General features: G+C 45.9%; 27 protein-coding genes. 1 reads left to right on the forward strand and 26 read right to left on the reverse strand.

All coding sequences use genetic code 11. The features are described 5' to 3' along the window. Positions 1–393: 393 nt before the first annotated feature. From ASN18_RS06730 to ASN18_RS06770, 9 genes are all read right to left on the reverse strand, one after another. The gene (locus ASN18_RS06730) at positions 394–915 is read right to left on the reverse strand and encodes a hypothetical protein (RefSeq protein WP_085051971.1); all 522 of its coding nucleotides are present in this window, start codon (positions 913–915) and stop codon (positions 394–396) included. Continuing rightward, on the reverse strand, positions 915–2,507 hold the full coding sequence (gene dsrK / locus ASN18_RS06735) for a sulfate reduction electron transfer complex DsrMKJOP subunit DsrK (RefSeq protein ID WP_085051972.1): 1,593 nt from the start codon (positions 2,505–2,507) through the stop codon (positions 915–917). Before dsrK ends, ASN18_RS06730 begins: the two co-directional genes overlap by 1 nt. A 15-nt stretch (positions 2,508–2,522) precedes the next feature. Continuing rightward, the gene (locus tag ASN18_RS06740; protein WP_085051973.1) at positions 2,523–3,299 is read right to left on the reverse strand and encodes a respiratory nitrate reductase subunit gamma; all 777 of its coding nucleotides are present in this window, start codon (positions 3,297–3,299) and stop codon (positions 2,523–2,525) included. A 164-nt stretch (positions 3,300–3,463) separates the two neighbouring features. After that, positions 3,464–3,799 carry a TusE/DsrC/DsvC family sulfur relay protein gene (locus tag ASN18_RS06745; RefSeq protein ID WP_085051974.1) on the reverse strand — a complete coding sequence of 112 codons (336 nt, stop codon included), beginning with the start codon at positions 3,797–3,799 and terminating at the stop codon, positions 3,464–3,466. Between the two features lie 180 nt (positions 3,800–3,979). Continuing rightward, positions 3,980–4,369, reverse strand: coding sequence for a hypothetical protein (locus tag ASN18_RS06750; RefSeq protein ID WP_085051975.1), 390 nt, complete (start codon positions 4,367–4,369; stop codon positions 3,980–3,982). A 201-nt stretch (positions 4,370–4,570) separates the two neighbouring features. Beyond that, complete coding sequence (locus ASN18_RS17930) at positions 4,571–4,825, reverse strand: type II toxin-antitoxin system RelE family toxin (protein ID WP_085051976.1); 255 nt, start codon at positions 4,823–4,825, stop codon at positions 4,571–4,573. Continuing rightward, a complete protein-coding gene (locus ASN18_RS06760; RefSeq protein ID WP_085051977.1) occupies positions 4,797–4,997 on the reverse strand; it encodes a hypothetical protein in 201 nt (66 codons plus the stop codon). Before ASN18_RS06760 ends, ASN18_RS17930 begins: the two co-directional genes overlap by 29 nt. A 147-nt stretch (positions 4,998–5,144) precedes the next feature. Next, on the reverse strand, positions 5,145–5,831 hold the full coding sequence (locus ASN18_RS06765; protein ID WP_085051978.1) for a DUF4276 family protein: 687 nt from the start codon (positions 5,829–5,831) through the stop codon (positions 5,145–5,147). After that, positions 5,828–7,939, reverse strand: a complete 2,112-nt coding sequence (locus ASN18_RS06770) for a tetratricopeptide repeat protein (protein ID WP_085051979.1) — start codon at positions 7,937–7,939, stop codon at positions 5,828–5,830. Before ASN18_RS06770 ends, ASN18_RS06765 begins: the two co-directional genes overlap by 4 nt. Positions 7,940–8,142: 203 nt before the next feature. On the opposite strand from ASN18_RS06770, the gene ASN18_RS06775 reads away from it, so the two are divergent. Then, on the forward strand, positions 8,143–8,352 hold the full coding sequence (locus ASN18_RS06775) for a prevent-host-death protein (protein WP_085051980.1): 210 nt from the start codon (positions 8,143–8,145) through the stop codon (positions 8,350–8,352). 3 nt (positions 8,353–8,355) lie between these two features. Here the strand turns inward: ASN18_RS06775 and ASN18_RS17115 are convergent, their stop codons facing one another. The 17 genes from ASN18_RS17115 to ASN18_RS17120 all read right to left on the reverse strand — a co-directional run bounded on the left by ASN18_RS17115 (position 8,356) and on the right by ASN18_RS17120 (position 25,372). Further along, complete coding sequence (locus ASN18_RS17115; protein WP_157072869.1) at positions 8,356–8,496, reverse strand: hypothetical protein; 141 nt, start codon at positions 8,494–8,496, stop codon at positions 8,356–8,358. A 90-nt stretch (positions 8,497–8,586) separates the two neighbouring features. Then, on the reverse strand, positions 8,587–9,234 hold the full coding sequence (locus tag ASN18_RS06780) for a cytochrome b N-terminal domain-containing protein (RefSeq protein WP_085051981.1): 648 nt from the start codon (positions 9,232–9,234) through the stop codon (positions 8,587–8,589). Then, on the reverse strand, positions 9,234–9,662 hold the full coding sequence (locus ASN18_RS06785; RefSeq protein WP_236861577.1) for a QcrA and Rieske domain-containing protein: 429 nt from the start codon (positions 9,660–9,662) through the stop codon (positions 9,234–9,236). Before ASN18_RS06785 ends, ASN18_RS06780 begins: the two co-directional genes overlap by 1 nt. Before the next feature lie 72 nt (positions 9,663–9,734). Then, on the reverse strand, positions 9,735–10,016 hold the full coding sequence (locus ASN18_RS06790; protein ID WP_085051983.1) for an HU family DNA-binding protein: 282 nt from the start codon (positions 10,014–10,016) through the stop codon (positions 9,735–9,737). 10 nt (positions 10,017–10,026) lie between these two features. Further along, entirely contained in the window at positions 10,027–10,878 is an 852-nt protein-coding gene (sppA, locus tag ASN18_RS06795; RefSeq protein ID WP_085051984.1) for a signal peptide peptidase SppA, read from the reverse strand. Next, positions 10,878–12,515, reverse strand: coding sequence for a 30S ribosomal protein S1 (locus tag ASN18_RS06800; protein WP_085051985.1), 1,638 nt, complete (start codon positions 12,513–12,515; stop codon positions 10,878–10,880). Before ASN18_RS06800 ends, sppA begins: the two co-directional genes overlap by 1 nt. Next, positions 12,499–13,350, reverse strand: coding sequence for a 4-hydroxy-3-methylbut-2-enyl diphosphate reductase (locus ASN18_RS06805; protein WP_085051986.1), 852 nt, complete (start codon positions 13,348–13,350; stop codon positions 12,499–12,501). Before ASN18_RS06805 ends, ASN18_RS06800 begins: the two co-directional genes overlap by 17 nt. Further along, the gene (cmk, locus tag ASN18_RS06810; RefSeq protein ID WP_085051987.1) at positions 13,347–14,015 is read right to left on the reverse strand and encodes a (d)CMP kinase; all 669 of its coding nucleotides are present in this window, start codon (positions 14,013–14,015) and stop codon (positions 13,347–13,349) included. Before cmk ends, ASN18_RS06805 begins: the two co-directional genes overlap by 4 nt. Next, positions 14,015–15,310: a 3-phosphoshikimate 1-carboxyvinyltransferase gene (aroA, locus tag ASN18_RS06815; RefSeq protein WP_085051995.1), complete on the reverse strand. Its 1,296-nt coding sequence runs from the start codon at positions 15,308–15,310 to the stop codon at positions 14,015–14,017. The genes cmk and aroA overlap by 1 nt, the downstream gene beginning before the upstream one ends. After that, a complete protein-coding gene (locus ASN18_RS06820; RefSeq protein WP_236861579.1) occupies positions 15,303–16,178 on the reverse strand; it encodes a prephenate dehydrogenase in 876 nt (291 codons plus the stop codon). The genes aroA and ASN18_RS06820 overlap by 8 nt, the downstream gene beginning before the upstream one ends. 25 nt (positions 16,179–16,203) lie before the next feature. Next, positions 16,204–17,229 (reverse strand): 3-deoxy-7-phosphoheptulonate synthase, encoded by a 1,026-nt coding sequence (aroF, locus tag ASN18_RS06825; protein ID WP_085051989.1) that lies wholly within the window; start codon positions 17,227–17,229, stop codon positions 16,204–16,206. Then, positions 17,230–18,324 (reverse strand): histidinol-phosphate transaminase, encoded by a 1,095-nt coding sequence (hisC, locus tag ASN18_RS06830; RefSeq protein WP_236861581.1) that lies wholly within the window; start codon positions 18,322–18,324, stop codon positions 17,230–17,232. Between the two features lie 67 nt (positions 18,325–18,391). Beyond that, entirely contained in the window at positions 18,392–19,507 is a 1,116-nt protein-coding gene (pheA, locus tag ASN18_RS06835; RefSeq protein ID WP_085051991.1) for a prephenate dehydratase, read from the reverse strand. A 180-nt stretch (positions 19,508–19,687) separates the two neighbouring features. After that, positions 19,688–21,283: an FAD-dependent oxidoreductase gene (locus ASN18_RS06840; RefSeq protein WP_085051992.1), complete on the reverse strand. Its 1,596-nt coding sequence runs from the start codon at positions 21,281–21,283 to the stop codon at positions 19,688–19,690. A gap of 134 nt (positions 21,284–21,417) precedes the next feature. Further along, the gene (locus ASN18_RS06845; protein ID WP_236861580.1) at positions 21,418–23,133 is read right to left on the reverse strand and encodes a methyltransferase family protein; all 1,716 of its coding nucleotides are present in this window, start codon (positions 23,131–23,133) and stop codon (positions 21,418–21,420) included. Positions 23,134–23,244: 111 nt separating this feature from the next. Next, positions 23,245–24,954 (reverse strand): nitrous oxide reductase accessory protein NosL, encoded by a 1,710-nt coding sequence (locus ASN18_RS06850; RefSeq protein WP_085051994.1) that lies wholly within the window; start codon positions 24,952–24,954, stop codon positions 23,245–23,247. 76 nt (positions 24,955–25,030) lie between these two features. After that, on the reverse strand, positions 25,031–25,372 hold the full coding sequence (locus tag ASN18_RS17120; protein WP_157072871.1) for a hypothetical protein: 342 nt from the start codon (positions 25,370–25,372) through the stop codon (positions 25,031–25,033). Between the last annotated feature and the right edge of the window lie 304 nt (positions 25,373–25,676).

Consider the following 25,676-nt stretch of genomic DNA (forward strand, 5'->3'; position numbering starts at 1 on the left):
TAAAATACCCCAGCTGCCTAGCCGCTACGCCCACCCCTCAAAAGAAAGGGGGGTGCTATTATGACACAGTCTGTTCGAGGGAATGACAGATTTAGTACATTTGAATGATACATTTGCATTAGCCTGACTCTGAAATAACAACAAAACGCATATAGTGCGTTCGCCCTGGGCGTCTTATTTGCAATAGCTACAACTTAATCGGACAACGTGTTATAATAACTCCGTTATAAAAAAACATGGGTATTCTGGCGTGGTGGAGACAGACCTCGCAACGGATACCCTTGGCTAACAGTTGGCACTATCTACCCCACCAACGGACTTTCACCGCCAAGCATACTCCTGTGCAGGGTGAATAGGCAGCTTTTTAGGCTGCCTATTCGGTCAAAGTGACTCTTAGTATTTTATCTTTCTGATACCTGCATTTTCGTGACATTTGTTGCAGAACTGATCAGCAACAGGGTGGCAGCCGGAACACGTGGCTATGGTTTCCTTGCCATATATTATAGCCTCGTCATGCGCGGTCTTCCATGTGTCTGTTGGTGTGTGGCTTGGCGGGGCTGGAATACCTGCCGCTGGCATCTCTAATGCCAGCACATCCTTGTATGTCTTGCCAACCATGACCTTGGCTGTGCCCGTGTACTCATGACATACATTACAGAACTTGTCTGGATTATTATGGCATGGAAGGCAGTTGGCCACCTTTACCTTTCCTTTACTTATCAATGTCATGTGATTGCTTGCTATCTTTTCCTTATTGTGATACGAGGGAAACAGTTGAATACCCTCAGGCACTTGCAGGGCTGCCTCGCCTTTTGCACCCACTGCCGGTTTCTCCGCCCGGCTGCACCCAGTTGCAACCAACGCAAACACTGCAAGCAACACTATTATCTTATATCTCAGGATTCTCGCTACCATTACACACCCTCCTTCGCGCCTAGCACTATGGCTCTGCCTACAAGCTGATGAACTCCGCCGACTTCCTCCATTGCTATTCCATAGGTGGGGAACATCTTGCTTAACTGTGCCTTGCATATCGCGCATATCAGGGCTACAAAGTTCACTCCGCTTTCGCGTTTAGCGTAATGGTATGCCTGCATTCTTGGCATCGCACCCTTTACCCTTGTGGGCAGCATGTCGTCACCAAGCAGTCCCTGCCCGGCGCCGCAACAGAATGTCCTTTCTCTTATCGTCTCTGCTGGCATGTCCACGAACTTTTCACAGACCCCGCGTATAACCGCCCTCGGAATTTCAAACTGACCATCCGGCACCCCGCCCAACTCCATTGCCCTTGCTACCTGACATGAGTCGTGCATCGTTACTACGAACTCCGCATTGGCTGTCTTGTCTATTTTCAGGGCACCGCGCTTAAGCAGGTCATTGGTTAGTTCACAGATATGCTGTGGTCTCTTGTACTTAGGATCAAGGTAATCAAACGGCCCCCACATGGTATTGCTGTAGTTACATAGCACCCTCCACATGTGCCCGCATTCGCCGCCCACTACTCGCTTGACCTTTAAGTCCCTGGCGGCCTCCCATATCCTCTTATTTATCTTTTTCATGTTCTCATAGTTGTGTACAAACAGACCGAAGTTGCCGCCCTCTGAGGCATAGGTACTCATCGTCCAGCTTATGCCAGCCTGATGAAACACCTTTGCATATCCATAAAGTGACTCAATATGCGGAGAGGCAAAAAAGTCCGCGCTCGGCGTTACAAACAACACCTCTGCCCCTTCCTCATCTATCGGAATCCTTATGTCGTCTCGCTCAAGCTGCTCCTGAAGGTCGTCCTGAACAAACTCAAGGGCATTAACAATGGCGTTTTGCTGCATACCAAGATTATTACCGGCTGTCTGCGCCTTATAGATAATCTCGTGCATATACTTCTGGACTAGCCCTACGCTGTTTAATATCTCCCTTGCAGCCATTGTTATCTCAGCAGTGTCTATACCATATGGACAAAAGACCGAACAGCGCCTGCACTCCGAACACTGGTAGAAATACGTGTACCACATCACAAGCAGCTCCTCGGACAGGTCAGAACCGTTTACAAACCTGCTGCCGAAGAGTTTTCCCTGAATCGTAAAGTACCTCCTATAAACCTTGCGCATAAGTTCCTGCCTGGCTACTGGCATATTCAACGGGTCACCAGTGCCAAGATAATAGTGGCACTTGTCAACGCACGCCCCGCACCTGACACATATGTCCATGTAGAGTTTTACCGAACGGTACTTCTTGAGCATCTCGTCCATTTTTTTAAGAAATACCTCTTTCCAGTTCGGGATTAATCCATCGGCAGGGTATCCAAGATGTTCCAGCATCTCCTTGGCTGTCAATAGCTGAGGCTTAACCGCTAACATGGAGTTTGGATTGAGGTCAGGGATTTCAACCTCACCGGTGAGCTCAACCGGCTTGTACTTAATTTTAGAAAACTTCAGTTGTTCTTGTATTCTTTCATTGGCCTCGCAGGCATCGTTACAATGTCCGCCGGCCGTTTTTTCCTCTGCCATTATCAATTCCTCCGTCTATCCTTTATCCCAGGGATTTATATATCTGACTTCTCTTGCATTGTTTACCATGTTTCTGGTCGGACTGAAGAAGTAACCCCCGGCGTGCATCAGCTTACTAAATGGGAAATATATAAGCAGCATCGCTACCAGACTTATATGGGTTATAAATAACGAATTACCAGGCGCGTGATGCGGGTGCATTATCATCGTGAGAAAAGGCGTCTTAAACTCCATCAGCGATAACATAAAAGCCTTCACCTCAACAATGTTCGGCCTGAATTGCTCATAGTGCATCATTATACCGGTCTGAACTATTCCCATAATTAACAGCAGTACGAAGTAATCCGCAAAAGACGTAACATAACTTACTTTTCTGTCTAAAATCCTCCTTATAAGGAGAACTATCAGCGCCATCATCAACAGTGATGAAATACCTAAGGCGCCATTGCCGATGACGGTTAAACACTCAGGTACCGGATTAACGAAATATCTCAGGTGCCTGATCAGCATTAACAAAAATGTGAAGTGAAACACCCAACTCGCTATAAAAAGCAATGTGGTACCTTTAGCCAGGCTCCTGAAAAAAAATATATCCCCTGCCATCCTCATCATCACGCCCGAGAGCGTGGTAGGCTGAGGAGTCTGCGGTATCTTTAACGGCTGTGGAGTCTTATAATATCCAAAATACATCTTACACAAGAACCCGGCAACAAAAACCAGGACGGCCGTATAAACTATTCCACTGACATACATGTCAATCATGAATTTTACGCCATTCATTATACCATTCATCTTCCCGCCCGTTGAGCCGCTTACATGGCAGCCCTCTTAATTTCCTTGATATTATACAAACTGGAAACGCCTAGTAGAAGCTACCAGGCGTCCCTTGTCTTTTGCCAATCTCAGGTGCTAATGCTCGGCATGGACATTACACCATCACCGAAAAAAAGCCTCCTTTATACGCAGCCTGTTGGCTTTGGAAGTCCGGCATATCTACATGCCTGCTTCGCTGGGCCATCTGGAAATAACTGATACAGATATTTGGTGTTGCCCTTGTCCGCGCCCATCGTCTTCTTTATCTCTTTTACCAATATCTTAATCATTGGGGCTATTTGATACTGCTGATAGTATGACCTCAAAAAGTTAATTACTTCCCAGTGGGCGTCTGACAGATCAAGGTTGTCTTCCTTTGACAACATCTTCGCCACGTCTTCTGACCAATCGTTTAGGTTTGTTAAATAGCCATCTTCATCAAGCTCCAGCTTCTTTCCTGCACATTCGATTGTACGCATATACTTCCTCCTGTTGTTATAAATTAATCTTCGGGAAACTCCCTTTCTGTTAGATTATCCTTACCTGCTTTTAATTACCTTACAAAGGTAATATACTTGGCGCTGTATCGTCAAATAAAATTTATTAATATGTTTATCAATAAATTTTATTAAGCCCGTTATTCCTCGTTCTACAGATGTTTATGTGCGCTGCTGATTTTTTAACCTGACAAAAATCATATTAACTATCCTGTCTTTGGGGTTACTGCTTACGGCCTTTGAGGACAGCGAATGGTCGAGTTCTTTATAGACGACGAATTTCTCCTCGTAGTCCTTTTCGGACTCAAGGGACATGGCAAGGTCCCAGTCTTCGCCGCACGCGTGTACGAGGGCATCCATAAAGGCCTCACCCATGTTGTTTCTTGTCGGGTCATATGAATATACCGCCCCGCAGCCGCATATCCCGCCAGAAAAAAAACTCAGCTTAGTAGATATTTCGCGCGGACGCTCAAACAATGTACTGCAGAAAGGACACCGTGGCTGCGTCAGCACTGCCTTGTCCTCTCTTATGTGCTGCCCGTATTTACCCATTTATTCTCCTTGCTCTCCTTGTCAACGGCATAGCCGCAGCTCTGCATTCATGGTTAACGTCACTGCCATTGATTGTATATCAACCAACCTGTTTTGTCAAATTTACAATGGCAAGTTTTTCCCTCGCGGCTTTACTTCTAACAGAGGACTGTCGCTGCTGTTGAAAGAGCAGCGACATCTATTGATCATTGCACTTTCACTCTATGATTTATAGATGTTACTTCTGTGGCCTACATCAAGAATGACGATGTCTTCAGATTCATACATGTACACAATCCGCCAGTCACCAACATAAAGCTTAAAAGTACCTTTGAGTCTGCCCGTTAATTGAGCAGGAGTAACTAAATCCTGACGTAACCTTTCTATTTTATCAAGAATCCTTTTGATTATCGGTTTATCTATTTTTCGTAAAGAACAGCGGGCATTGTTAGACCAAACTATCTTTCTTAAGCTCATCTAAAAATTCCTCATGTGTCATACGTCCCGCTTTATCATCAATGCTTTCAATCAATCGAGAGATAAAGTCTTCGTTTAGCTCAAGGTTAGCGTCAGGATCTCCGATAAGGTCAAGAAATGTTTGTTCGACAAAAAACCTCAAGTCCTCTACCGTCATATCAGCAACTTTCATACACAGCCTCCAGTTATGATTTCCGTCAAATTAATATCTCCTTCAACGGTTTGCTAAATACTAGTATATCACTTAGGGCAGGGGTTTGTCGATTCTACTTAAACTTCAAGTCAATGCAATATGTAATTAAACATACAGTCTCTTGAATCACCTCCCAAGCAACTCAAGAATCGTAAGCCAGTCGTTGAAATGCTTGCATTTTTTTCTAACTATATCGATATTGATATTCTCTGATATTACCTCCCATACAGCTCTTTTTCTTTTACCAAATCTATTTATCTCATTGGTAATTCTGCTGGTTGGACATGTCTCTATTCCATCGTTAATAAGTTCGGGATTGCCATTCTTTTCTTCAACAATGTTAATTAACTTATCTATCGCTTTTTTATGAATGTCTTCTTTATAGTGAACAAGTAGTACCTTCGGGTCTGCAAATATGATGGTCTCCAACTCATGAAGCTGTATATGTGGTATAAAACGCGTATCGTTTATAGCAGTTGCAAATTTCTCCTCCAAGAAATCAACCTTTTCATACACGTCAGGAATATTTATAGCCTTATCTAATTCAGGGAAATCATCTGGCAAAGCATATAGATCATACATGGTAGTAAAACAGTTTTCTTTGCCCGGAAATGTTTCCTTTATAAACTTATGGATATCCTGTTTTGCATTTTCAAAACCTTTCTCTTTTGCAAAGCCACCATGTTGCATAGCACAACCAAAACAATGTGGTGTAGTTTTGATGTTATGATTATTCAGATGCTGCTTCAGTTTACCATTGACAAATGCCATCTCGGAGGGACCTTCAGCTATGACATGCAGATGTTTATTCAAGGATTGCCACCAAACAAATTCATATTCCAGAGGTCACTATTTGTATATTTATGAAACCAGTCTTTAAATCTTTCCTCACCGGGTCTCCTTTTAAATGTGCTGCATCTTTTGTCTTCATCATACTCAACTATGACAATTTGATCTGCCTCGAACTCATCTAAAAAGTGCGGTGACTGTGTTGCAAGAACAACCTGCACATGTTCGCTGGCAATCGATACCATATCTGCCAGATGAGCTACGGCCTTTGGATGCAGCCCCAGTTCAGGCTCATCGATTACTATAAGTTTCGGCAACCACTCTGGCGGCTGAAGAAGCAGCGTGGTCAACGCCATAAACCGGAGCGTTCCATCGCTGAGTTGTTGCGGGCCGAATTTATATCCCTGCCCCTTTTCTTTCCACATCAGGTTTATTTGATTTGGATTCAGTTGATATGGCTCAAGTACAAAATCTGCAAATTGAGGGAATATTGTGCCAATGTGAGCCACAATTCTTTCATAGTACCAGCGTGTCGCAGGATTATTGAGCATCGAGTATAGAACAGCGGCCAGATTGCGGGCGTCGTCATACAGAAAACTATCGTCAGTGATTTCATATCGTCTCCTGATTGCCGAATCGAACGACGTATCATGAAGTTGGTAAATCAAGCATTTTTTCAGCAAATTATAGATCACGCTTTCCTTGCCGAGTGACTTCCTTGATTGGCTTTTCAGCATACTCTCTCTGAGGGCGGTAGTTTGCAGAACTATACGCTCTTCGGGGTGTTCTGGTTTTTTAACGATAATTTCTTCAGTATTGAAAACAAATGTTTCATTCGCCATATGAGCAAGTTTAAAACTATAGGAGGCTGTGTCTTTGCCATTGAAAAAAGCGATCTCTGCGCTTAATGCCGGTGTTGTCTCTGGCCCAAAATATAGAAAAGACGGCGTTCCACCATGTATTCCAACAAAGAGCTTCAAATCTTCATCCATCATCCTGTTAATCATCCTGAAAAATGAAATAAGGTTGCTCTTCCCAGCGCCATTAGGCCCGATGAGCACTGTAACATCCCCAAATTCTATGCGTTGCCCCTCGGAATCGATAGACTTATATCCTTTCAACTCGATGCTCTTAAGTTTATATGTTGAATCGTCTGTGACTTCTGACAGTCCTGCATCGTCATGTTCAGGTTTTATCTCCGGCCCTTCTCCTGATGCCTGTCTCTTCGCTTCTGCCATTTTTTGTTTTGACAGACATTTTCTTCTTTCCATCGAGGCATAAGAATCATCAGGTTTAATCCTCAACGCCTCATCAAAATACCGTATTGCCTCTTCAAAGTTACCCAAGTTTGACAGTGATAGTCCTTTGCTCGCCAAGGCATTGTAAAAATCAGGTTTAATTCTCAACGCCTCATCAAAATATCTCATCGCCTCGTCCTCTCTGCCTTGAACTAACAGGGATACACCTTTATTACTCAAGGCTTCAGAAGAATCAGGTTTTATCTTCAGCACTTCATCATAACACTGTATTGCCTCTTCCTCTTTACCCTGTTTTGACAGAGAATTCCCTTTATTATTCAAGGCATCGTAAAAATCAGGTTTTATCTTCAGCGCTTCATCATAACAGCGTATTGCCTCTTCTTCTTTACCCAGGTGTGACAGCGATAAGCCCTTATTATGCAAGGCATCATAAAAATCAGGTTTTATCTTCAACGCTTCATCATAACACTGTATTGCCTCTTCCTCTTTACCCTGAATTGATAGAAAGATACCCTTATCACACAAGGCATCATAAAAATCAGGTTTAATCATCAGAGCCTCATCAAAACAGCATATTGCCTCTTTTTCTTTATCCTGAAGTGACAGAGATATTCCCAAATTATTTATAAGAAAATAATCTTCTGGTCTTATTTCAATTGCCTTTCTGACTAACTCTTCTTGCAGCGTATAATCTTTATTTTTAAATCTGGCAATTTGTGCCTCAAAAAATAAACGATATGCCTCGATTGACTTAGACTTAGTCAGCGTCTCATCTAATAACGCATAGGACTCTTCTTCCTTGCCTGTATAGTATATATCAACAATCTGTTCAGACAACCGGCGAAGTTCTTCAATTTCTTCTTCAGGCTCCACTTATGCTCCTCCAATTAGCGTTTAGCGTCAAATCTATATCAACTGTGTTAATATTGTAACAAATTCATGCTTGACAGCGCACGTTTCTATTGAGCAGAGACTTTTCTACCTTGGCGCAGAGTGAAAGATATGATGGCTTTTTGTTATAATAAATTCAGAGATACAACATACTATCAATGTATTTTTTTACCTGGGGAGTTTATATGAGCCAAGCAGATATTCAGTACATCTCTGACGAGACGGGAAAGATTACAGGGGTCATAGTGCCAATTGACATATGGCGGGAAGTGGAATCTGAGAAAGAAACTGCCTGGCTCCTCAAGAGCAAAGCAATGAGAGAAAGGCTTATAGAGGCAAAAAGTCGTACTGATGGTATTCCATTCGAGGTAGTTCTTGAGAAACTTGGAGTTTGACCCTCATGCCTTTGAGGACTTGCAGTTATTATAGTCTGACTCATCCTCAGCAACTGACTCATCCTCGGTCTGTTGTTCGTAATGTGCAATCACAGTCCTGACTTTTTCTTCATCCCAGCCCGGTGGAAATATATTTTGTCTCATTTTCTTCTCCTCCTGCTGCGCCGCTTAAAAGCCAACAGAGACTTGCCTTTTAGTTCATATAAGGATTCTTTTGTCTAAGTTTTGGTAAGCTCACAGCCCCCCCTTGATCCCCTGCCGCTTTATCATGTGGAAGTGTGCCCACAAGAGCGCTGCCATTGTCACCGGCAGCCACAGCACGTGAAAGCTGTAAAACCTTATCAGTGTGGCGCCGCCGACATCCATGCCGCCTCTTATGAAGTACATCAGGTGCCTGCCTGCAACAGGTATTGTCGCTGCCATAGATGTCCCTACCGTAGTTGCCCAGTAGCTCTTTTGGTCCCACGGCAGGAGATACCCTGTGAATCCCGACGCAAACACCATGACCAGCGTCAGGCAGCCCACTATCCAGTTTAACTCCTTTGGCGCTTTATATGCCCTCGATATGAATACCCGCAGCATATGACACAGCATAAACACAATCAGCAGCGTGGCAGACCACTTGTGCATACCTCGTATCAGCCAACCAAGGTGGACCTCACGCTGGATTTTCAGTATACTTTCATATGCCTCTGTCTCAGAAGGTACATAGTACAGGGAGAGCAGCGCCCCGCTTATAAATAAAATCAAATACGATGTAAACGCAGCGCCCCCAAGACAGTAGAAGTAGCTGAGACCTGCGGGCAGGCGTCTTTGCAGAAACCTCTTGTGCGGCGCCCTGATGTGAAATTTTTCGTCTAACCAGTCAAATGCCTTGCCCATTACGCCGCCGCTGGTAGTACGATGCCAATATATACCCTGCCGTTTTCTACCTTCATGGGAAGCCTTGTCAGAGGCGCTGGCGGCGGCCCGGCTATGACATTTCCTCTGGTGTCATATTTTCCCCCGTGACAGGGGCAGATAAACTCATCCTTGTGCCTGTTATAATTCACCAGACACCCCAGATGGGTACACACAGGGGACAGGGCATAGACCGCCCCCTCGTGATTGACTATGAATACGCCCGCCGTAATTTCTTTCCCCTTTAGCTCAAACCGGTACTCTGCCCGCTTAACCCCCCTCCTTGGCAGTGTATCCTCATCCATGCAGTCACAGTACACCAGCTGCCTTGTCCTTAGTCCTGCCGGATACATAAAATACGCGGTGGCTGCGCTAATGCCTGATACAATCGCAAATATAACCGATTTCACAGTTCCGCTCAGGAAGTCTCTCCTTGTAGTCATCAACAGTTCCGGGCAGCCATAGCACGGCAGCGGGGAGAGCTACCGCTTGTTTATCAGCTCTCTGAGTTCCTTGCCCATCTTGAAATGGAGTACTTTTTTCGCAGGGACATCTACAACCTCTCCTGTCTTGGGGTTTCGTGCCTTGCGCGGGCTTCTCTGCTTTAACCTGAAGTTTCCAAATCCCCTGACCTCAATCTTCTCGCCCCTGTTTAAGGCGTCTACTATGCTTTGGAAAAATGCCTCTACAATTATCTCTGTCTGCACACGCGTCAGCCCCGGCGTCCTTTGAGTTACGAGTTCTATCAATTCTGACCTGGTCATACGGCCCCCCTTAGTTCACCATTAGGTAGTTAAATTTATATAGAGGAAACAGCTTTAAAATTATCTCAGTTATAAGCTTACCTGAAAACAGGTCCGAGACTATAAATTCCTCTTTCTTTGTGACTACGTTCGGTTCGCCCTTTATGCCGACAAGCAGCGCTGTCTCCTTGATAGTATCCTGCAAGGTGCCGATCTTATCCACAAGCCCGGCCTTCAACGCCTGACGCCCCGTAAATATCCTTCCATCGGCCAGGGCCTCTGCCTTTTCTATAGGCATCTTCCTGCCGCTTGCCACTGCCTCTACAAACTGATGGTGTATGTCGTCAAGCAGCCCCTGAAACATCGCCCTCTCCTCTGGCCCAAGCCCGTGATATAACGAGCCCATATCCTTGTATTTGGCGCTTTTTACTACTTCCCTTTTTATGCCCAGCTTGTCCATCAGGTCGCTTATATTCACTGTCTCCATATAAGCCCCTATTGAGCCTGTCACTGTGGCTGAGTTTGCCATTATCTTTGTGGCTGGCGCGCTGATGTAATATCCACCGGAGGCGGCCACTGAGCCCATCGATACTACCACTTTTTTCCTTGCGTTTGTCTTTTTCACTTCCTCATATATCTCCTGTGAGGGCACTACTGCCCCTCCAGGGCTGTCTACACTCAACACTATTGCCTTTATTGAAGGGTCTTCCCTGTATTTCTTCAACTCCTTTATCGTATCTTTTGAAGACAGGATTACACCTTCTACCTTTATCAGCGCTATTTTCTCACCGATTGGGATGCGCTTGCCCATCAGTGTCAATGCAAGACTTACAACGACGAGAAATATAAACAGCCCTATGAAAAAAAAGACTATTTTCTTCATTACTCGTCTTTTGTCTCTGGTGAGTCGCGCTCTTCACGGCGCCTTGAATCCCTTGAATCTCTTGAATCTCTTGAATCCAGGGCAGCAACCATGCTCAACCCTATTTTCCTTTGCTCGAAATCCAGTTTGATTATCCTTGCCTTTATCAGAGTGCCTTCTACATAGTCCTCACCGGTATTTTTAACTATCTCTGAGGCATAGACCAGCCCTTCAACGCTGTCCTCTATCTCTACGAACAGCCCGTATTCGCTTACACGGAGCACTTTGCAGTTGACATCGCTGCCAATTTTAAACCTCTGCGGTATCTCGTTTGTCCATGGATCGGGCTTAAGCTGCTTTACGCCAAGCAGCATCCGCTTTTTGTCAGGCTCGAGGTTCAACACCACAGCCTCCACCTTTTGTCTTAATTTAAACACCTCTGAGGGGTGCTTAATGTGCTTTGTCCAGAATATATCAGATATGTGAATAAGGGCGTCTACCCCCTCCGGCATTCCCACAAACACGCCAAAATCTGTTATTGTCCTTACCTTGCCTGTCACCTTCTGACCCACTGCATAGCGCTCGGCGACAAGCTCCCACGGTTTTGGCTTCAGTTGCTTAATGCCCAGAGATATACGCCTTTGATTATTCTCTATTTTTAGAACTACGACATCGACTGCGTCGCCAATCTCCAGATACTTCGACGGATGACCCGGGCGGGCAGACCAATCAAGCTCTGACACATGTACAAGCCCCTCAACGCCCTCCTCCAGCTCGATAAACGCGCCGTAGTCAGTTATGCCGACTACTTTACCCGTTACCGTCTTGCCATCGGCGTACCTGGTCTCTATATCCAGCCACGGGTCAGACTTCTTCTGTTTGTAGCCCAGCGTAACCTTCTCCGAGTCCTGGTCATACTTCAGCACAAGGACTTCTACCTCGTCTCCTACGTTGAAGTAATCAGCCGGGTGGTTTATCCTGCCCCATGATATATCCGATATGTGCAGGAGACCGTCTATTTCCCCTAAATCTATAAATACCCCATAGTCAGTTACGTTTTTCACCGCACCCTTTACCACCATACCCTCTTTGATATTCAACAGGGTCTGTGACTTCTTCATTTTCTTCTCTTCTTCTACCACTGCACGGCGCGATACTATTACGTTATTTAACTTGTTGTTCAGCTTTAGCACCTTAAAACGGCACTGCTGCCCGACAACATCGTCCACTGCCCTCAGCGGCTTAACATCGTAGTGCGAGCCGGGCAGAAATGCCTTCACCCCGCCTATGTCTACAAAGAAACCGCCCTTTGTCCTTTCCACTATCCTGCCGTCTACGATTGCCCCCTCGTCGAATGACTGCTGGAGCATTTTTTGCGTCTTCATTATCTTGGCCCTGCTCTTGGACAGCGTTATTGTCCCCTCTGAGTCCCTTATCGAGGATACAAGTACCTCTATGTCGCTGCCTTCTTTCAGCTCCTTGAGTTCATCCTGCGTAAAATCGTCAATCGGTATAAATCCCTCTGACTTATAGCCTATGTCAACGACAATGGCATCGGTCTTTTTCGATATGACCTTGCCGGTCATTATCATCCCGGCCTCGATGCTTCGAAACGTCCCTGCGTATAATTGTTCCAGATCGCTATTTTGAACTTCCATTACCTGTCTTGCCCCCTATATGATTAATTCTTTCTATTATCTCCTGTATTATCCAATCGGGCGTTGAAGCGCCCGCAGTTATTCCGACATGTTCGACGCCGTTAAGCCAACTTTCCTGCAGCTCCTCAGCCGTCTCTATGTGATACGTACACACCCCCATCGACTCGCACTGGTTGGCCAGTTGTGTCGTGTTGGCGCTGTTTTTCCCACCGGCTATTATCATTATATCAACATTGCCTGACATCTCATTTGTCTCTTTCAATCTCAATGCCGTTGAGTTACATATTGTATTATACACTTTAATCTCTTTTATTTTATCTACTATGTTTGAAAGCAATCTCTTCAGGGCATCCACAGGCTGTGTTGTCTGCACTACTACGCCGACACGCGGCTTTAATCCATCAGGGATTTCCCCATCTTTCACCACGTACACATCGCTTCCTGCATAGCTCATTATGGATTTCACCTCCGGGTGATGTCTGTCACCCAGGATGATCACCTGATAGCCTTCCTCGCGTAACAGTTTAGCATATTGCTGTGCCTTTTTTACAAAGGGACATGTTGCATCTATTACTTCTATACCCATATCCTGCATTTTCTCATATGTTTCAATGGGAATTCCGTGTGTCCTTATTATTACAGATTTCATTGCCTCAGATGGCTCCTCCACATCCTCTATCCCCCGCTCCTTTAACTTCGCCACTACCTGGGGGTTGTGGATTATCGGGCCTAACGTATATACGCCGTCCTTGTTGGAGGCCATATCAAACGCCATGTTTACTGCCCTCTTTACGCCAAAACAAAATCCGGCCATCTTTGCCACTGTTATTTTCATATTGCCAGTGCCTTTAACATCTTCTGTATTGTTTCCTCTATCGAGAGGTTTGTTGTGTCTATCTCTACGGCGTCGGCTGCCCTGACAAGCGGCGCAAGTGCCCTTGCAGTGTCGCGGGCGTCTCTTGAGGCAACATCGGCAATGGCTTCTTTTTTCGTCACGTCAGCCTTTTTTTCTTTCAACTGTTTATATCTTCTTTGGGCGCGCACTTGTTCATCAGCGGTTACATAGAACTTTTTCCACGCATCGGGAAACACCACAGTTGCCATGTCTCTGCCTTCGGCAACAATATCAGTTGAGAGACCAGCGTTCCTTTGTATATCAAGCAGGTAGTCTCTTACGGGTTTTCTAGCCGAAAAGATGCTTGAGAAATGCCCCGCCTCAGGCGTCCTGATTTCCACTGATACGTCCTCACTATCCAGATACACAGCCGCATTTTTATATTCTATCGATGTATTTCTCAGGACAGTGGACAGCGCGGCATCGTCTGAGGACTCGTTAAGCCCGGAGCGCGTCAGCTTAAGCGCCGCCGCCCTGTACAGCGCCCCCGTGTCCAGATAATCAAACCCCAGACGCACGGCAAGCGCACGTGCCACAGTGGACTTGCCTGAGCCAGCCGGGCCGTCTATCGCTATCACCTTTTTCCTGCCGTTTGTACTTGTCATTAATGTGTAAGCCCCTTAAGGGTATCGTAAAAGTCAGGGTATGAAATCCCAACGGCTTCAGTACCGTTAATCACCGATTCACCCTCAGCCGATATGGCAGCAATTGACAGCGCCATCGCTATTCTGTGGTCGCCGTAACTTTGCAGATTGTTACTGCCTCTAAGTTCAACAGGGCCTTCTATAGCAACACCGTCATCGTATTCCTTTATTTTCACGCCCATTTTTCCTAATTCCGTTGCCATGGCTGAAATCCTGTCAGATTCCTTTACGCGCAGCTCTGAAGCGCCCCTTATCTGTGTCACACCTCCAGCACGAGCAGCCAGTACGCAGAGTATAGGAAACTCGTCTATCAGCGACGGGATATCCTCTTTAGACAGGGTTATAGGGCTGAGTTTATCTGTATACTTACAGAGCAGGCTGCCAACCGGCTCACCAGAGAGTTCCCGCCCATCAAGAACCTGCACATCTGCGCCCATCTTTCTTATCACATCTATAAATCCTGTCCGCGTAGGGTTTAATCCAACGTCTTTTATCAACAGCTCGGAGCCTTCGACCATCAATGCCCCGGCAATAAAAAATGCCGCCGAGGATATATCGCCTGGGACTGTCATGTCGCATGGGGAAAGCTCAACGCCGCCTTTTACGGTTATTTTGAGGTCATCTACACATACATCTGCCCCATATGCCTTTAACATCGTTTCAGTATGGTCGCGGGATTTGACTGGTTCTTCGATTACCGTCTCACCGTCGGCAAAAAGCCCAGCCAGCACAATTGCAGACTTTACTTGTGCTGAGGCCACAGGCATTTTATATGTTATTGCCTTTAAGCCGCCTCCGGTTATTGACATTGGGAGATACCTGTTAATGTCTCTTGCAGCAATCATGGCGCCCATTTCATGCAGCGGCCTAATTACCCTGCCCATCGGTCTGCCTCTGAGGGATTGGTCTCCTGTCAGGACAGAAAAAAATCTGCATCCAGAAAGCACACCCGCCAGCAGCCTTGTCGTAGTGCCTGAGTTGCCGCAGTCTATTACGTCTGGCGGCTCCCTCAATTGCATAAAGCCAGGGCCATCAATAGACAGCGAACCGTCCGGCATTTCCTCGATTTCAACCCCCAACATTCTAAAGGCATTTATTGTGGAGTTAGTGTCCCCAGCCCTCAGAACATTGCTCACCATAGATTTACCATAGGCCAGCGATGAAAAAAACACCGCCCTGTGGGATATGGACTTATCAGGTGGGGGTGTCATCTCGCCCCTGAGCGCCCTGTGTTTTTTCAATGTTACGCTATTTATTTTCTGTGTTGTTTCTCTCATCTCTCAACTTTTTTCGCGCCTCACCGGCCTTTCCAAATTCTTCAGCGAGTGTCGTCCAGTCTAAGCCGTTTATATAGGCCGTTATCAGCTCAAGCTGGCGCTTATAGGCGTTTAAATGGTTTAGTATATTTTCCCTGTTTAGTACGCAAATATCACGCCAAATCTCAGGGGAACTCATGGCTATGCGCGTGGTGTCCATAAAGCCTGTGCCGGAGTAGCCAATGAAATTCGGGTTTATCTCATGTACGGCATTGACAAGGGCATAGGCCGCAATGTGCGGCAGGTGGCTGATAGAAGACAATATCTCGTCATGCCTTTCCGGGGTAAGTTCCTCTACCTTGCAGCCAAAGCGCTCCCACATGGATGTTATTGTCTGGCAGGCGGTCTTATCCGTGCGCGAAGTCGGGGTTATAACGCACTTGGCCCCTATGAAGATTCCCGGGTCTGCTGCGTCAATGCCAGATTTATCGTTGCCCGCTATGGGATGGGCGCCTACGAAAGCCACACCTTCCGGCATGGCGGACTCCATCTCATAAACCAAGGCACCCTTTACGCTTCCAACGTCGGAGACTATAGCGCCGGTCTTCAGATACGGGGCAATCTCACCGGCTATCGGCTTAAATGCACGCACCGGGGCGGCAAATATGACAAGGTCTGCACCCTCGGCCAAATCCCCCAGATTCAGTGCATAATCATCTATTATGCCCCTTGCTCTGGCATTTTTCAGATTCGTCTCATTTCTTCCGAAACCGCATATCTTCTTTGCTAGTCCATGCTTTTTCATGGCGAGAGCCACCGCCGCCCCTATCAGGCCGACGCCGATTATCGCCGTTTTTTCAAAAAACAAAATTTATTTTTCCTCACATTGCTTTCTATATTTCCCTTCCCACGGCGGTTGCTACCAGCCGTAAACTCTTTACCAAATCATCAAACACATCGGGTTTCAACGACTGTTCCCCATCGGAACATGCCTCTTCGGGCTTCGTATGCACCTCTATTAGCAGACCGTCGGCACCTGCTGCTACTGCCGCAAGGGACATCGGCTTCACTAAGTCCCATCTGCCTACCGCATGTGACGGGTCTACTATAATTGGCAGGTGTGTCAACTGTTTAAGTACGGGAACGGCGCTGAGGTCCAGCGTGTTCCTTGTTATTGTCTCAAATGTCCTTACGCCGCGCTCACAGAGTATTACCTTGTGGTTGCCCCTTGACATTATGTACTCGGCGGCCATCAGCCATTCCTTTATCGTTGCCGAGAGACCGCGCTTTAACAGTACTGGTTTATCCACCATGCCGACTTCAAGCAGCAGCCTGAAGTTTTGCATATTACGCGTCCCTATCTGGATTATGTCCGTGTACTTGAGCATCAGGGTCAAATCCCTCGGGTCCATCAGCTCTGTTACTATGGGCATACCGGTGAGTTTCTTTGCCTCAAGCAGTATCTGCAGCCCCTCTTCACCCATGCCCTGAAACGTATAGGGCGATGTACGCGGTTTAAACGCCCCGCCTCTGACAAAGGACGCCCCGCTTTCTTTGACCTTCTGCGCTATTGTCAGCAGTATATCGCGGCCTTCTATCGCGCATGGGCCGGCTATTATGTGTATCTTGTTTCCGCCTATCTTCAGACCTTCAACATCTATTACCGTATTTTCCTTTTTAAAGTCCCTGCTTGCCAGCTTATACGGCTTCACTATTCTCATCACTTCGTCTACACCGGACATTGCCCTTACTGAGTCAACCTCCTCCTCAGGGATTTTTGATGTATCGCCGATTACACCGATTATTGTCCTCTCAGTCCCCTTCGATATGTTTACAGAAAGCCCCTTCGTCTCAAGCCGCTTTTGTATGTTATCTATCTCATCCTGTGTAGATGATTTTTTCAGCACTATTATATCCATTTACAATACCTCCCTGAGTGTGCGTATAAACTCTTCGTTTTCCGGGGGCAAACCGATTGTTACCCTGATAGTGGTAGTGTCTGCCGAACCCATAGGGCGTACTATCATGCCCAGTTTCAATAGCCTATTATATATTTCCACCGCATTTTTTTTTAAGTCCATATAAATAAAATTTGTGTGCGATGGGACAAAATCTATCCCAAGCGCCTTCAGCTCCTTGTAGAGATATGCCCTGCCCTCAGCGTTTATCTCTACGGCGCGCCTGATGTGTTCAGTGTCTTTTAGCGCTGCAATGGCGGCCTTTTGCGCCAATGTCGAGGTATTAAACGGCTCGCGTATCTTGTTCATTGCCCCGGTTATCCGGCTTTTGGCTATGCCATAGCCTATTCTGCACCCGGCAAGCCCGTATGCCTTTGAAAATGTCCTCAGAATAAGTATCTCCCTGCCATCTCTGAAATGCTCCATCGAATCAGGAAACCCGCCGCCTCCATCGCCTCCATTACCGCTTGCGGCATACTCATAATATGCCTCGTCCATTATTACCAGTATATTGTCGGGCAGCGCCCTGAAAAACTCCCGCATCTCATCTTTCGTTACAATTGTCCCTGTGGGGTTATTTGGATTAGCTATGCAGATTATCTTTGTCCTGCCTGTGATTTTCTCTGCCATCGCCTTTAGGTCAAGCCGGTAGTCCGTTGTAAGTGGTACCATAACAGGGGTGCCTCCGGCCTTTGCCGACGATATATAATAAACGACAAAAGAGGGATTCCCCATTATTGTCTCATCCCCGGGCTCCTGAAACGCCCTGATAGCAATATCTATCAGTTCATTTGAGCCTTGCCCTACGATGACCTCATCTATCTCGACGCCGTGCTGTTGAGCCAGCGCAGACCTGAGTTCATATGCCCCGCCATCGGGGTACCTGTGAAGCGTGCCCACATGTTTAGCAATCTCATCAACCGCCAGGGGCGACGGCCCCAAGGGGTTTTCATTTGATGCAAGCTTCACAGAGCGGCTGATGCCAAGCTCCCGCTCCAGCTCTTCTATAGGCTTGCCAGGTACATATGGCGCTATGTTATCAACATACTGCGGCACTTTAAGCAACGCCTTTTCTTACCTCCAAACGATGTTTAGAATATCCTGAGACCCCAAAGCCCGCGATTTATCTCTCAATGGTTTCCACATGGGGATATGACCCCAGAATCTTAAGATATACGCTGTGCTTTCTTACTTCCTCAAGGGCCTTTTTTACCTTCTTGTCCTCTATGTGGCCTTCCATGTCGGCAAAGAATATGTAATCCCACGCCTTTTTCTTTGACGGCCTGGATTCTATCCTCGTAAGGTTTATTCTTTGTTTCTTAAACGGTGACAGTATCTCGTGAAGGGAGCCGGGCTGGTCTTTCGCCGTAAACATTATTAGTGTCATGTCGTTGCCGGTACTGCCACGTGCCTCCTTAGAAATCACAAGGAATCTGGTAAAGTTGTCCTTAACGTTTGCTATATCTTTTTCAATAATGTTCAAGTCATAAATCTTAGCGGCCAGTGCACTGCCAATAGCTGCAGCGCCTTTCTCCTCCGCCGCTATGGCCGCGGCCTGCGCTGTGCTTCCAGATTCAAATATTGGTATGCCAAGCATATGTCTCTCAAGCCACTTGCGGCACTGTGCTATTGGCTGAGGATGGGAGTATATCTTTTTTATCTCCCCGTCAGCGGACTTTGACAGCAGGTGGTGGTTTATCGACAGCAGTGTCTCAGCATATACCTTTAAGTTATAATCAACGAACATGTCAAGCGTATAGTTTACTGCGCCTTCGTTTGAGTTTTCTATGGGCACTACGCCAAAGCTGGACTTGCCGGATTCTACCTCCTCGAAGACCTCCCTGATGCTGTCTTTGGAGATGTACCTGCATGTGGAGCTGAAATATTTTAAAGCGGCCTGATGGGTGTAAGTTGCCTGCGGCCCAAGGTAGGCAACTGTCATAGGCTGCTCCAATGACAATGTAGCGCAGAATATCTCTTTAAAAATCGTCTTTATCGCATCATTGGGAAATGAGCCGGTATTGAGTTTCTGCAGCCTCTCAATCAGTTCTGTCTCTTTACTGGGACTATATAGTTCGGCCTTTGCGTCCGCATCGGCAACAGCGCTGGCTATCTCAGCAACCACCTCGACGCGCTTGTTGAGCAGCATGATTATCTGCTCGTCGATTTCATTGAGCTTAACCTGATTAGGGTCAGGCGCAGCCTGCTCCTTATCAGGATTCAACTTAATCGGCCACATATTATTTATCCCTAAGATATTTATAGTTGTTATCCCATCCCGTGTAAATGAATTCCGTGTACTGTACAATCAGTAGATACTATAAACTAACAGATTACGTGACTATTATTCAACCACTTTTTGCCAGATTTTTATCATGACAGAAAAATATTTGCTGCAAAGCGGCCTTGTACACGAACTCTATGCAATATCCTTACGCTGGTGGATGAGACTGGCAAATGCCTCCCGTAAGACAGGCACGTTGGTAAAGAGCGCCTTAAACGCCTTTCTCTCAACGGTGAGGACATCGACTGCCGTTACAGTACGCACGGAGGCGCTTCGTGGTCTGTCGTGCATCAGCGCCCCCTCACCAAAGCAATCTCCTATTGTGAGATTCCCTACTGGTTTTTGGTCAACGCCTTTTAGAACCACCGCATCCCCGCTTAATATAACAAAGACCTTGTCACCCGGGTCACCCTCGTGAAAGATCATCTCACCTGGCTCAAAGTGCATTTTTGATATATTCTCTGTGGGGTCAAGGTTAATATTTACAATATCAAGCGGTACGAAGAAATCCAGTATCCAGTCAAATGCCACACGAATCTTTCTCACTGTGCCGGGCAGCTTTGACCAGTAGACAAATCTCCACATCATCCAGCCCAGCAAACCTGAGACCTTTATGCCCAGCACTACACCGGCGGCTGAGTGATGACCAAGCGCGCCCATCATCCCGAGGTCTTTAAACGAAAACGGTTTTTTAGGGCTGCCGTCGATTTCGGCGATTATGTTTTTGGCAAGGCGCCTCCCTTCGCGCACGGCAAACTGTGCGGTTGGCGGGCATGGCTTGTTGGTGTTATTGTCCATAATATATGCGCAGTCGCCCAGTGCCCAGATATTAGGCAGCTCTGTAACGGCAAGATATTGATTAACGACGATTCTGCCGCGTTCTTTTTTTAGTGGCAGTGCCTTTAAGACTGCCCCCGGCGCCCCGCCGATAGTGGCTACGACGGTTTTAGTCGGTATCACGGTGCCGCCTCTGAGGACAGCCTCATCGGAGGTTACGGCTTCAATAAAGACATTTAGTCTGATGTCTATCTTTTTTCCCTTTAATATATTGTACGAGTAATCACTTAGTGAAGGCGGGAATTCAGGCAATATCCTTTCGTAGCCGTGAAGGAGGATCATTTTAATGTCTTCGTCTTTGATGTTGTTGTACCTTCGGGCGGCCCCGCGAACATAGTCGTTCATTTCACCAATCGCTTCAACCCCTGAAAACCCGCCGCCGGCTACGACAAACGTCAGCATCTTACGCCGTTTAGCCTCGTCTTTTTCTGTATCTGCATGTTCAAGCAGATTAATGATATGATAGCGCAGAATCAGTGCATCGGCCACACTTTTGAAATGAAGCCCGTGGTCAGAAAGCCCCCGCACGATAGAGAAATTATCTTCGAGACCCATGGCAAGGACGAGGTGGTCGTATGGGATTTCGTTTTTAACGGAGGACGAGTTAATAGATGTGATTACGACTTTTCTGTCGAAATCTATATGTTCGACACCCTGGACATAGAGATTGATTCGTGGGCAGAGATCACGAATGGCAATAGAAACATCAAGCGGTGAGAGATTCCCTGAGATAACCTCACCAAGCATGGGGGTATACACTGTGTAGTTTTCCTTGTTGACCATAACGATTTCAAGGTCATCAGACGGGCGCTTCTTCAGGGCCTTACAAAGCTCCATCGCCGTGTAAATACCGCCAAAGCCGCCGCCAAGAATAAGTATTCTGGTCTTTTCCATAGAGTTCACCGCCTTTGAGTCGCGCTCTACGCCGCCGCGTTATTATGTTCCATGCTTGAAAATTTGCTTACAGAAATCTATCACATAGTGTGTGATATTGTCAATTGGGACGCCGCAGCTGTCTGGTTTTACTGCTATATTATTTTTGGAATGAACTTCCATTTAACCGACTTTTTGTAATCTAAATAATTCTCATCAAGTGACAGGTGTCTTTCTTCCGTTATTGCCCTTAACACATATATCAGCGTAAATCCCAGCAATATCCCTAAACTATATTGAGACAGAAATATGCCCTGCAAAAACCAGACGATAATTTTAGCTGTATATGCTGGATGCCGGACATACTTATAGGGACCACGTCTTACAATCCCTCTGTTGGTGAGATTTGATGCCTTAGCCCCCAGCGTAACTGACGCCCATGCAAATATACCCCATAATAGAGTTATCAGACCAATAACAATATTTACTACCCACCGGGGATATGTCATATCAATAACCCCGTAGTCGAATATCTTAAACGATAGTTGATTAAATGGCGGGTAACACCACAGACATACAATCCAGCCTATAGCTGTAGGCTCGGCTGATTTGATTTCATTTCTGAGCATCTTTGACTCGATTATATAACCAAAAGAAAATACCACAGTATCTATGTAAATAAATAATGCCGTGAGATATTCATTAACGGCCGTATATCCCCAATGAAAATTCATCGTAAGATTATTCTGATGTATTGTGTTATTAATAACCCATGAAGTAAGATATGGGATATAAAATAATTTAATCATATATGTCAGCATTCCTAATTTGCTGTACTTATTCCAATATACAGTTTTATTAATAAATATCCCTGGCACTGAACAGATGCTTCTCAGCAGTGATACATATTTGTCCTGGTCAATTGCCTTGTTATTATCGTAATAATACAGGTATGGGAAAGTCACAACAAGGCACACCGCCATATATAAATCAACGAAGTACTGAAAGAAATAACTATAATTACTGCCTCTGAAGTTATTTAGTGCAATAGTTACTAAATAATGATAGCTATAGTTACCTATATAATTTAGTGTAAAATCTAAGAATGAATCTATATTTTGCAGGAGATAATATGAAAATGTAACCAGAAACATGCGGCTGGCATATCTTGTTAGCGTGACAGCCTTAGGCATTAAATTAAAATATATAACGCATAAGAATACTGCTGAGAGCAAAAGGAGTACATAGGGCGGAACTGCCCCGCGACGGCTGCTTAAGCTGTCAACATTAATATATCCCTTACACAGCGAAGTCCTGTGTTTGGCGTACCTGATGTCCTCTATATATGCAAAATATGGATATTTATTTTTTAAGCCTTTTGTCAGTGATTTAACTTTATATAGTGCATATTCTGATGACAATGTCCTTGACATCACGACTAACTCATCAGGCAGTATTAGCTCAACACTGTGCGGATTAGAGGATTTTACCTTGATATAGCCTGAGTTTTTAGTATTGACGGACTCAGCAGTACAGGTATCATCTGCTGGACTATTTTCCAAATAATTAAAGACTGCCGCATGTTTCAGGGAAAGGAGTCGGCCTTCGTTTAAATAGCTGACGGCTGCGGTCAATGGATATGTGCCCTGCAGTGCTGGGGTGGTTACATGGAACTGATGAGTAAGTGTCTCTTGCGGCATAATTCTTCCCTTATATGAATAACGGTATCTTTCGTGGTCTAAGTCTATATAAATATCTTCAACAAAGACCTCGATTTTGGAATTATTTTCTATATTTACAGTTACAACGTTATCAACGCTGTAGTGCGAGAGTGTGAGTTCAACTTCGCCTGAAAAAACATCTGTCGGCACCAGCAATACAATTATTATGCTGAAAATTATGCAGGCCCTAAGTACGATAAGCAATACCTCACACACACCACGCCCGGGTACATATGCCAGGGCGTGAGAGTAACCATTTCGTTAAAACATTACCTGAACGCCGGTGGTCAAAAACCATGTGGTCTTCATCTGCAAGCCGTTGAGGTATTGATATACCGGGATGCCACCCTCAACGCCGACACTAAAAGGCCCCTTAGAGAAACTCAACCCAAGGATAGTGTCCAGCCGCTGCCCGCCGTAGTTGGACGTTACGGCGTCGGGCATGGATGCCCCGGTGATTATCCTGGCAATCTCTGAGTCTTCTCCTTTGATTTTGCCTGAGTTATTATATGTCAGGCGAACCCACGCGGAGGCAGGCCCAAAGGCACGCTGAAGCCATGTCATCGCCTGAAAACTATCGCCGTACCTCCAGCCATTGCTGTTGTTGCCTGGGTGCCAGGTGTACATCGCCTGTCCGCCGTAGTTCCAGTTCCCGTCGTCTGTGGTTAGGGAAAATGTAATTGCCGGTTTCAGGTCAAACGTACCGCTGCCAAGCTGCATATCGTAGGGGGCGCGATAAACCGTGCCCATCATTGTTGTAACCTGAGTGATGCTGCCGGTAGGGATGCTTAATCCAAGACTTCCAGTGAAATATTTACTGATCTGGTATATGCCTCTTACCTCAGTATCTCCAAAGCCGCTTGTTTGCATTGGGGCGTCGGTTGATATACCGGTTTTCATCGAACCGCCTGAACTTGATGAGCTGCTTGATGAGCTGCTTGATGAGCTGCCAGATGAACCGCCAGACGAGCTGCTGCTGGACATTGCAGCCAGTGGTCTGTGGACATGTCCGCTTGAAGAGCTTGAGCTGCTTGAGGAAGAGCTTGAGCTGCTGGATGTACTGCTGGATGAAGAGCTGCTGGATGAGCTGCCCGATGAACTACTTGATGAAGAGCTTGAGCTGCTGCCCGATGAACTACCCGATGGACTACTTGACGCGCTGAGTGTCTCCGGTCCCATGTCCATCAGCATACCCATTTTTTTGGTCTGATAACTACCCATTGCCATCACAGTAAATTTATCGGTAATTCCATACATAGCCATCAGCATCTGCATAGTCATAGTCATGCGGGTAGGGATCATCATATAACTATACGGTGTGTTTCTCTTGTAACCCACATCAGCAGTTTTGACGTTAGAGCTGCCAGCTTTCAGGCCATTCATGTTCATGTACATAAACCTATAATTGACCATCCACATACCGGCGGGATGGGTATGATACACATCGTCGCCAAAGGCTGGGTTAAATGTGAGTTGAGCGCCCGGCCCCATGTCCATGTGATTCATATCATGGCCGCTGTGTGCGTTATGCCCGCCTGAAGGGGCATTCGCTGTTTCATTACTGGTCTTGCCAATGGCAGAGTCGAATGAGGCTATCTCCCCGCCGTTTTCAATAAAATATTTGGCTGCGTCTTCTTTTTTAGCAAAGGCAAATTTTGCCACATGACTCATAACCCCCTCTTTAGTTCCACCTATTATCCAAAAGGCCGTCCTTGCGTTGATAAGTCCTTTTGTAACATAATCGGACGCCTTAATTGATTCGATTTTCGCATCAGGGTGTTTTTTGATATAATTTACGGCACAATTAAGACAGCACAAGTCCACCGTAGTGCCGTCGTTGAGGACAATCTGCATACGGCTTTGGGCATCTGGCTGCATCCCGCACACGGCGCAATGCCCGTTTGTGTCACTGGCGGCAGATGCTGTGCTGAATACTAAACATACCGCAAGAATAACAAACATAACCTTCATTAAAAATCTCCCTGAATATAGTAATCAAGCCTCCCCCCAAGGGAGGTTTATACACGGCTGTATTTCAGAGTGCTGGTTAGTTTTCTGGCGGGTAGTATAGTTCGACAGGTGTGGAGCTGAGTTTGAAGAGATTATTTATTAAATATCGGAATCTGGTTGAATTCAACGCGGTGAGTTCAAACGGTGGTTCATATGGGAAAGACATATCCACATTATTAGAAATCTTAAAACCGAATGGACTGCATATGTTTAAACTGCAAACCACAGGCTTATCCATACTATAGGTGATATTCACAGGCGATGACAACAGAGACACGAGGAGACATGTTAATATCACAACAGCAGACAGCCTAACGGCAATGGTTAAAATTCCTTCTTCACCGGTCAAAATTTGTAACCCCATCATAAATGATTCCATTCTTACAGGCCTCACACTCATGAAGTTGATTAGAGCATTTCTCTCAGGAAAAAAACAAGGGGGTGGGTGGGATGCTGCTTTGCTGAAGCCCCTGTAGTGCCTTGCCATATTTGATTGAACCGGTTTTCTTCAGAGATAACGCTAAAGAACCTTTCCATATATGTCATGCCCCCAATGAATGAAATTGCATCATTAATAATTGGGATGTAATAATTGGGATGTGTCCCAATACTGTGCGGTACAGGAATTGCTTAACAATTTACGGTAGAGGTTGAGAGCAGTCCTAAAGCTACAATTATCAGCA

Origin of the sequence: Candidatus Magnetominusculus xianensis (genome assembly GCA_001541255.1) — a bacterium.
GTDB classification, from domain to species: Bacteria; Nitrospirota; Thermodesulfovibrionia; order Thermodesulfovibrionales; family Magnetobacteriaceae; genus Magnetominusculus; species Magnetominusculus xianensis.

Excerpts from the sequence above, each read along its gene's own strand:
- ASN18_RS17120 (WP_157072871.1), bottom strand. The coding sequence starts at position 25,372 with ATGGAATCATTTATGATGGGGTTACAAATTTTGACCGGTGAAGAAGGA.
- ASN18_RS06750 (WP_085051975.1), bottom strand. The coding sequence starts at position 4,369 with ATGGGTAAATACGGGCAGCACATAAGAGAGGACAAGGCAGTGCTGACG.
- ASN18_RS06840 (WP_085051992.1), bottom strand. The coding sequence starts at position 21,283 with ATGGAAAAGACCAGAATACTTATTCTTGGCGGCGGCTTTGGCGGTATT.
- ASN18_RS06800 (WP_085051985.1), bottom strand. The coding sequence starts at position 12,515 with ATGGAAGTTCAAAATAGCGATCTGGAACAATTATACGCAGGGACGTTT.
- ASN18_RS06805 (WP_085051986.1), bottom strand. The coding sequence starts at position 13,350 with ATGAAAATAACAGTGGCAAAGATGGCCGGATTTTGTTTTGGCGTAAAG.
- ASN18_RS06760 (WP_085051977.1), bottom strand. The coding sequence starts at position 4,997 with ATGAAAGTTGCTGATATGACGGTAGAGGACTTGAGGTTTTTTGTCGAA.
- ASN18_RS06740 (WP_085051973.1), bottom strand. The coding sequence starts at position 3,299 with ATGAATGGTATAATGAATGGCGTAAAATTCATGATTGACATGTATGTC.
- ASN18_RS17930 (WP_085051976.1), bottom strand. The coding sequence starts at position 4,825 with ATGAGCTTAAGAAAGATAGTTTGGTCTAACAATGCCCGCTGTTCTTTA.
- ASN18_RS06790 (WP_085051983.1), bottom strand. The coding sequence starts at position 10,016 with ATGACCAGGTCAGAATTGATAGAACTCGTAACTCAAAGGACGCCGGGG.
- pheA (WP_085051991.1), bottom strand. The coding sequence starts at position 19,507 with ATGTGGCCGATTAAGTTGAATCCTGATAAGGAGCAGGCTGCGCCTGAC.
- dsrK (WP_085051972.1), bottom strand. The coding sequence starts at position 2,507 with ATGGCAGAGGAAAAAACGGCCGGCGGACATTGTAACGATGCCTGCGAG.
- ASN18_RS06850 (WP_085051994.1), bottom strand. The coding sequence starts at position 24,954 with ATGAAGGTTATGTTTGTTATTCTTGCGGTATGTTTAGTATTCAGCACA.
- ASN18_RS06780 (WP_085051981.1), bottom strand. The coding sequence starts at position 9,234 with ATGGGCAAGGCATTTGACTGGTTAGACGAAAAATTTCACATCAGGGCG.
- ASN18_RS06775 (WP_085051980.1), top strand. The coding sequence starts at position 8,143 with ATGAGCCAAGCAGATATTCAGTACATCTCTGACGAGACGGGAAAGATT.
- ASN18_RS06730 (WP_085051971.1), bottom strand. The coding sequence starts at position 915 with ATGGTAGCGAGAATCCTGAGATATAAGATAATAGTGTTGCTTGCAGTG.
- ASN18_RS06745 (WP_085051974.1), bottom strand. The coding sequence starts at position 3,799 with ATGCGTACAATCGAATGTGCAGGAAAGAAGCTGGAGCTTGATGAAGAT.
- cmk (WP_085051987.1), bottom strand. The coding sequence starts at position 14,015 with ATGACAAGTACAAACGGCAGGAAAAAGGTGATAGCGATAGACGGCCCG.
- aroF (WP_085051989.1), bottom strand. The coding sequence starts at position 17,229 with ATGGATATAATAGTGCTGAAAAAATCATCTACACAGGATGAGATAGAT.
- ASN18_RS17115 (WP_157072869.1), bottom strand. The coding sequence starts at position 8,496 with ATGAGACAAAATATATTTCCACCGGGCTGGGATGAAGAAAAAGTCAGG.
- sppA (WP_085051984.1), bottom strand. The coding sequence starts at position 10,878 with ATGAAGAAAATAGTCTTTTTTTTCATAGGGCTGTTTATATTTCTCGTC.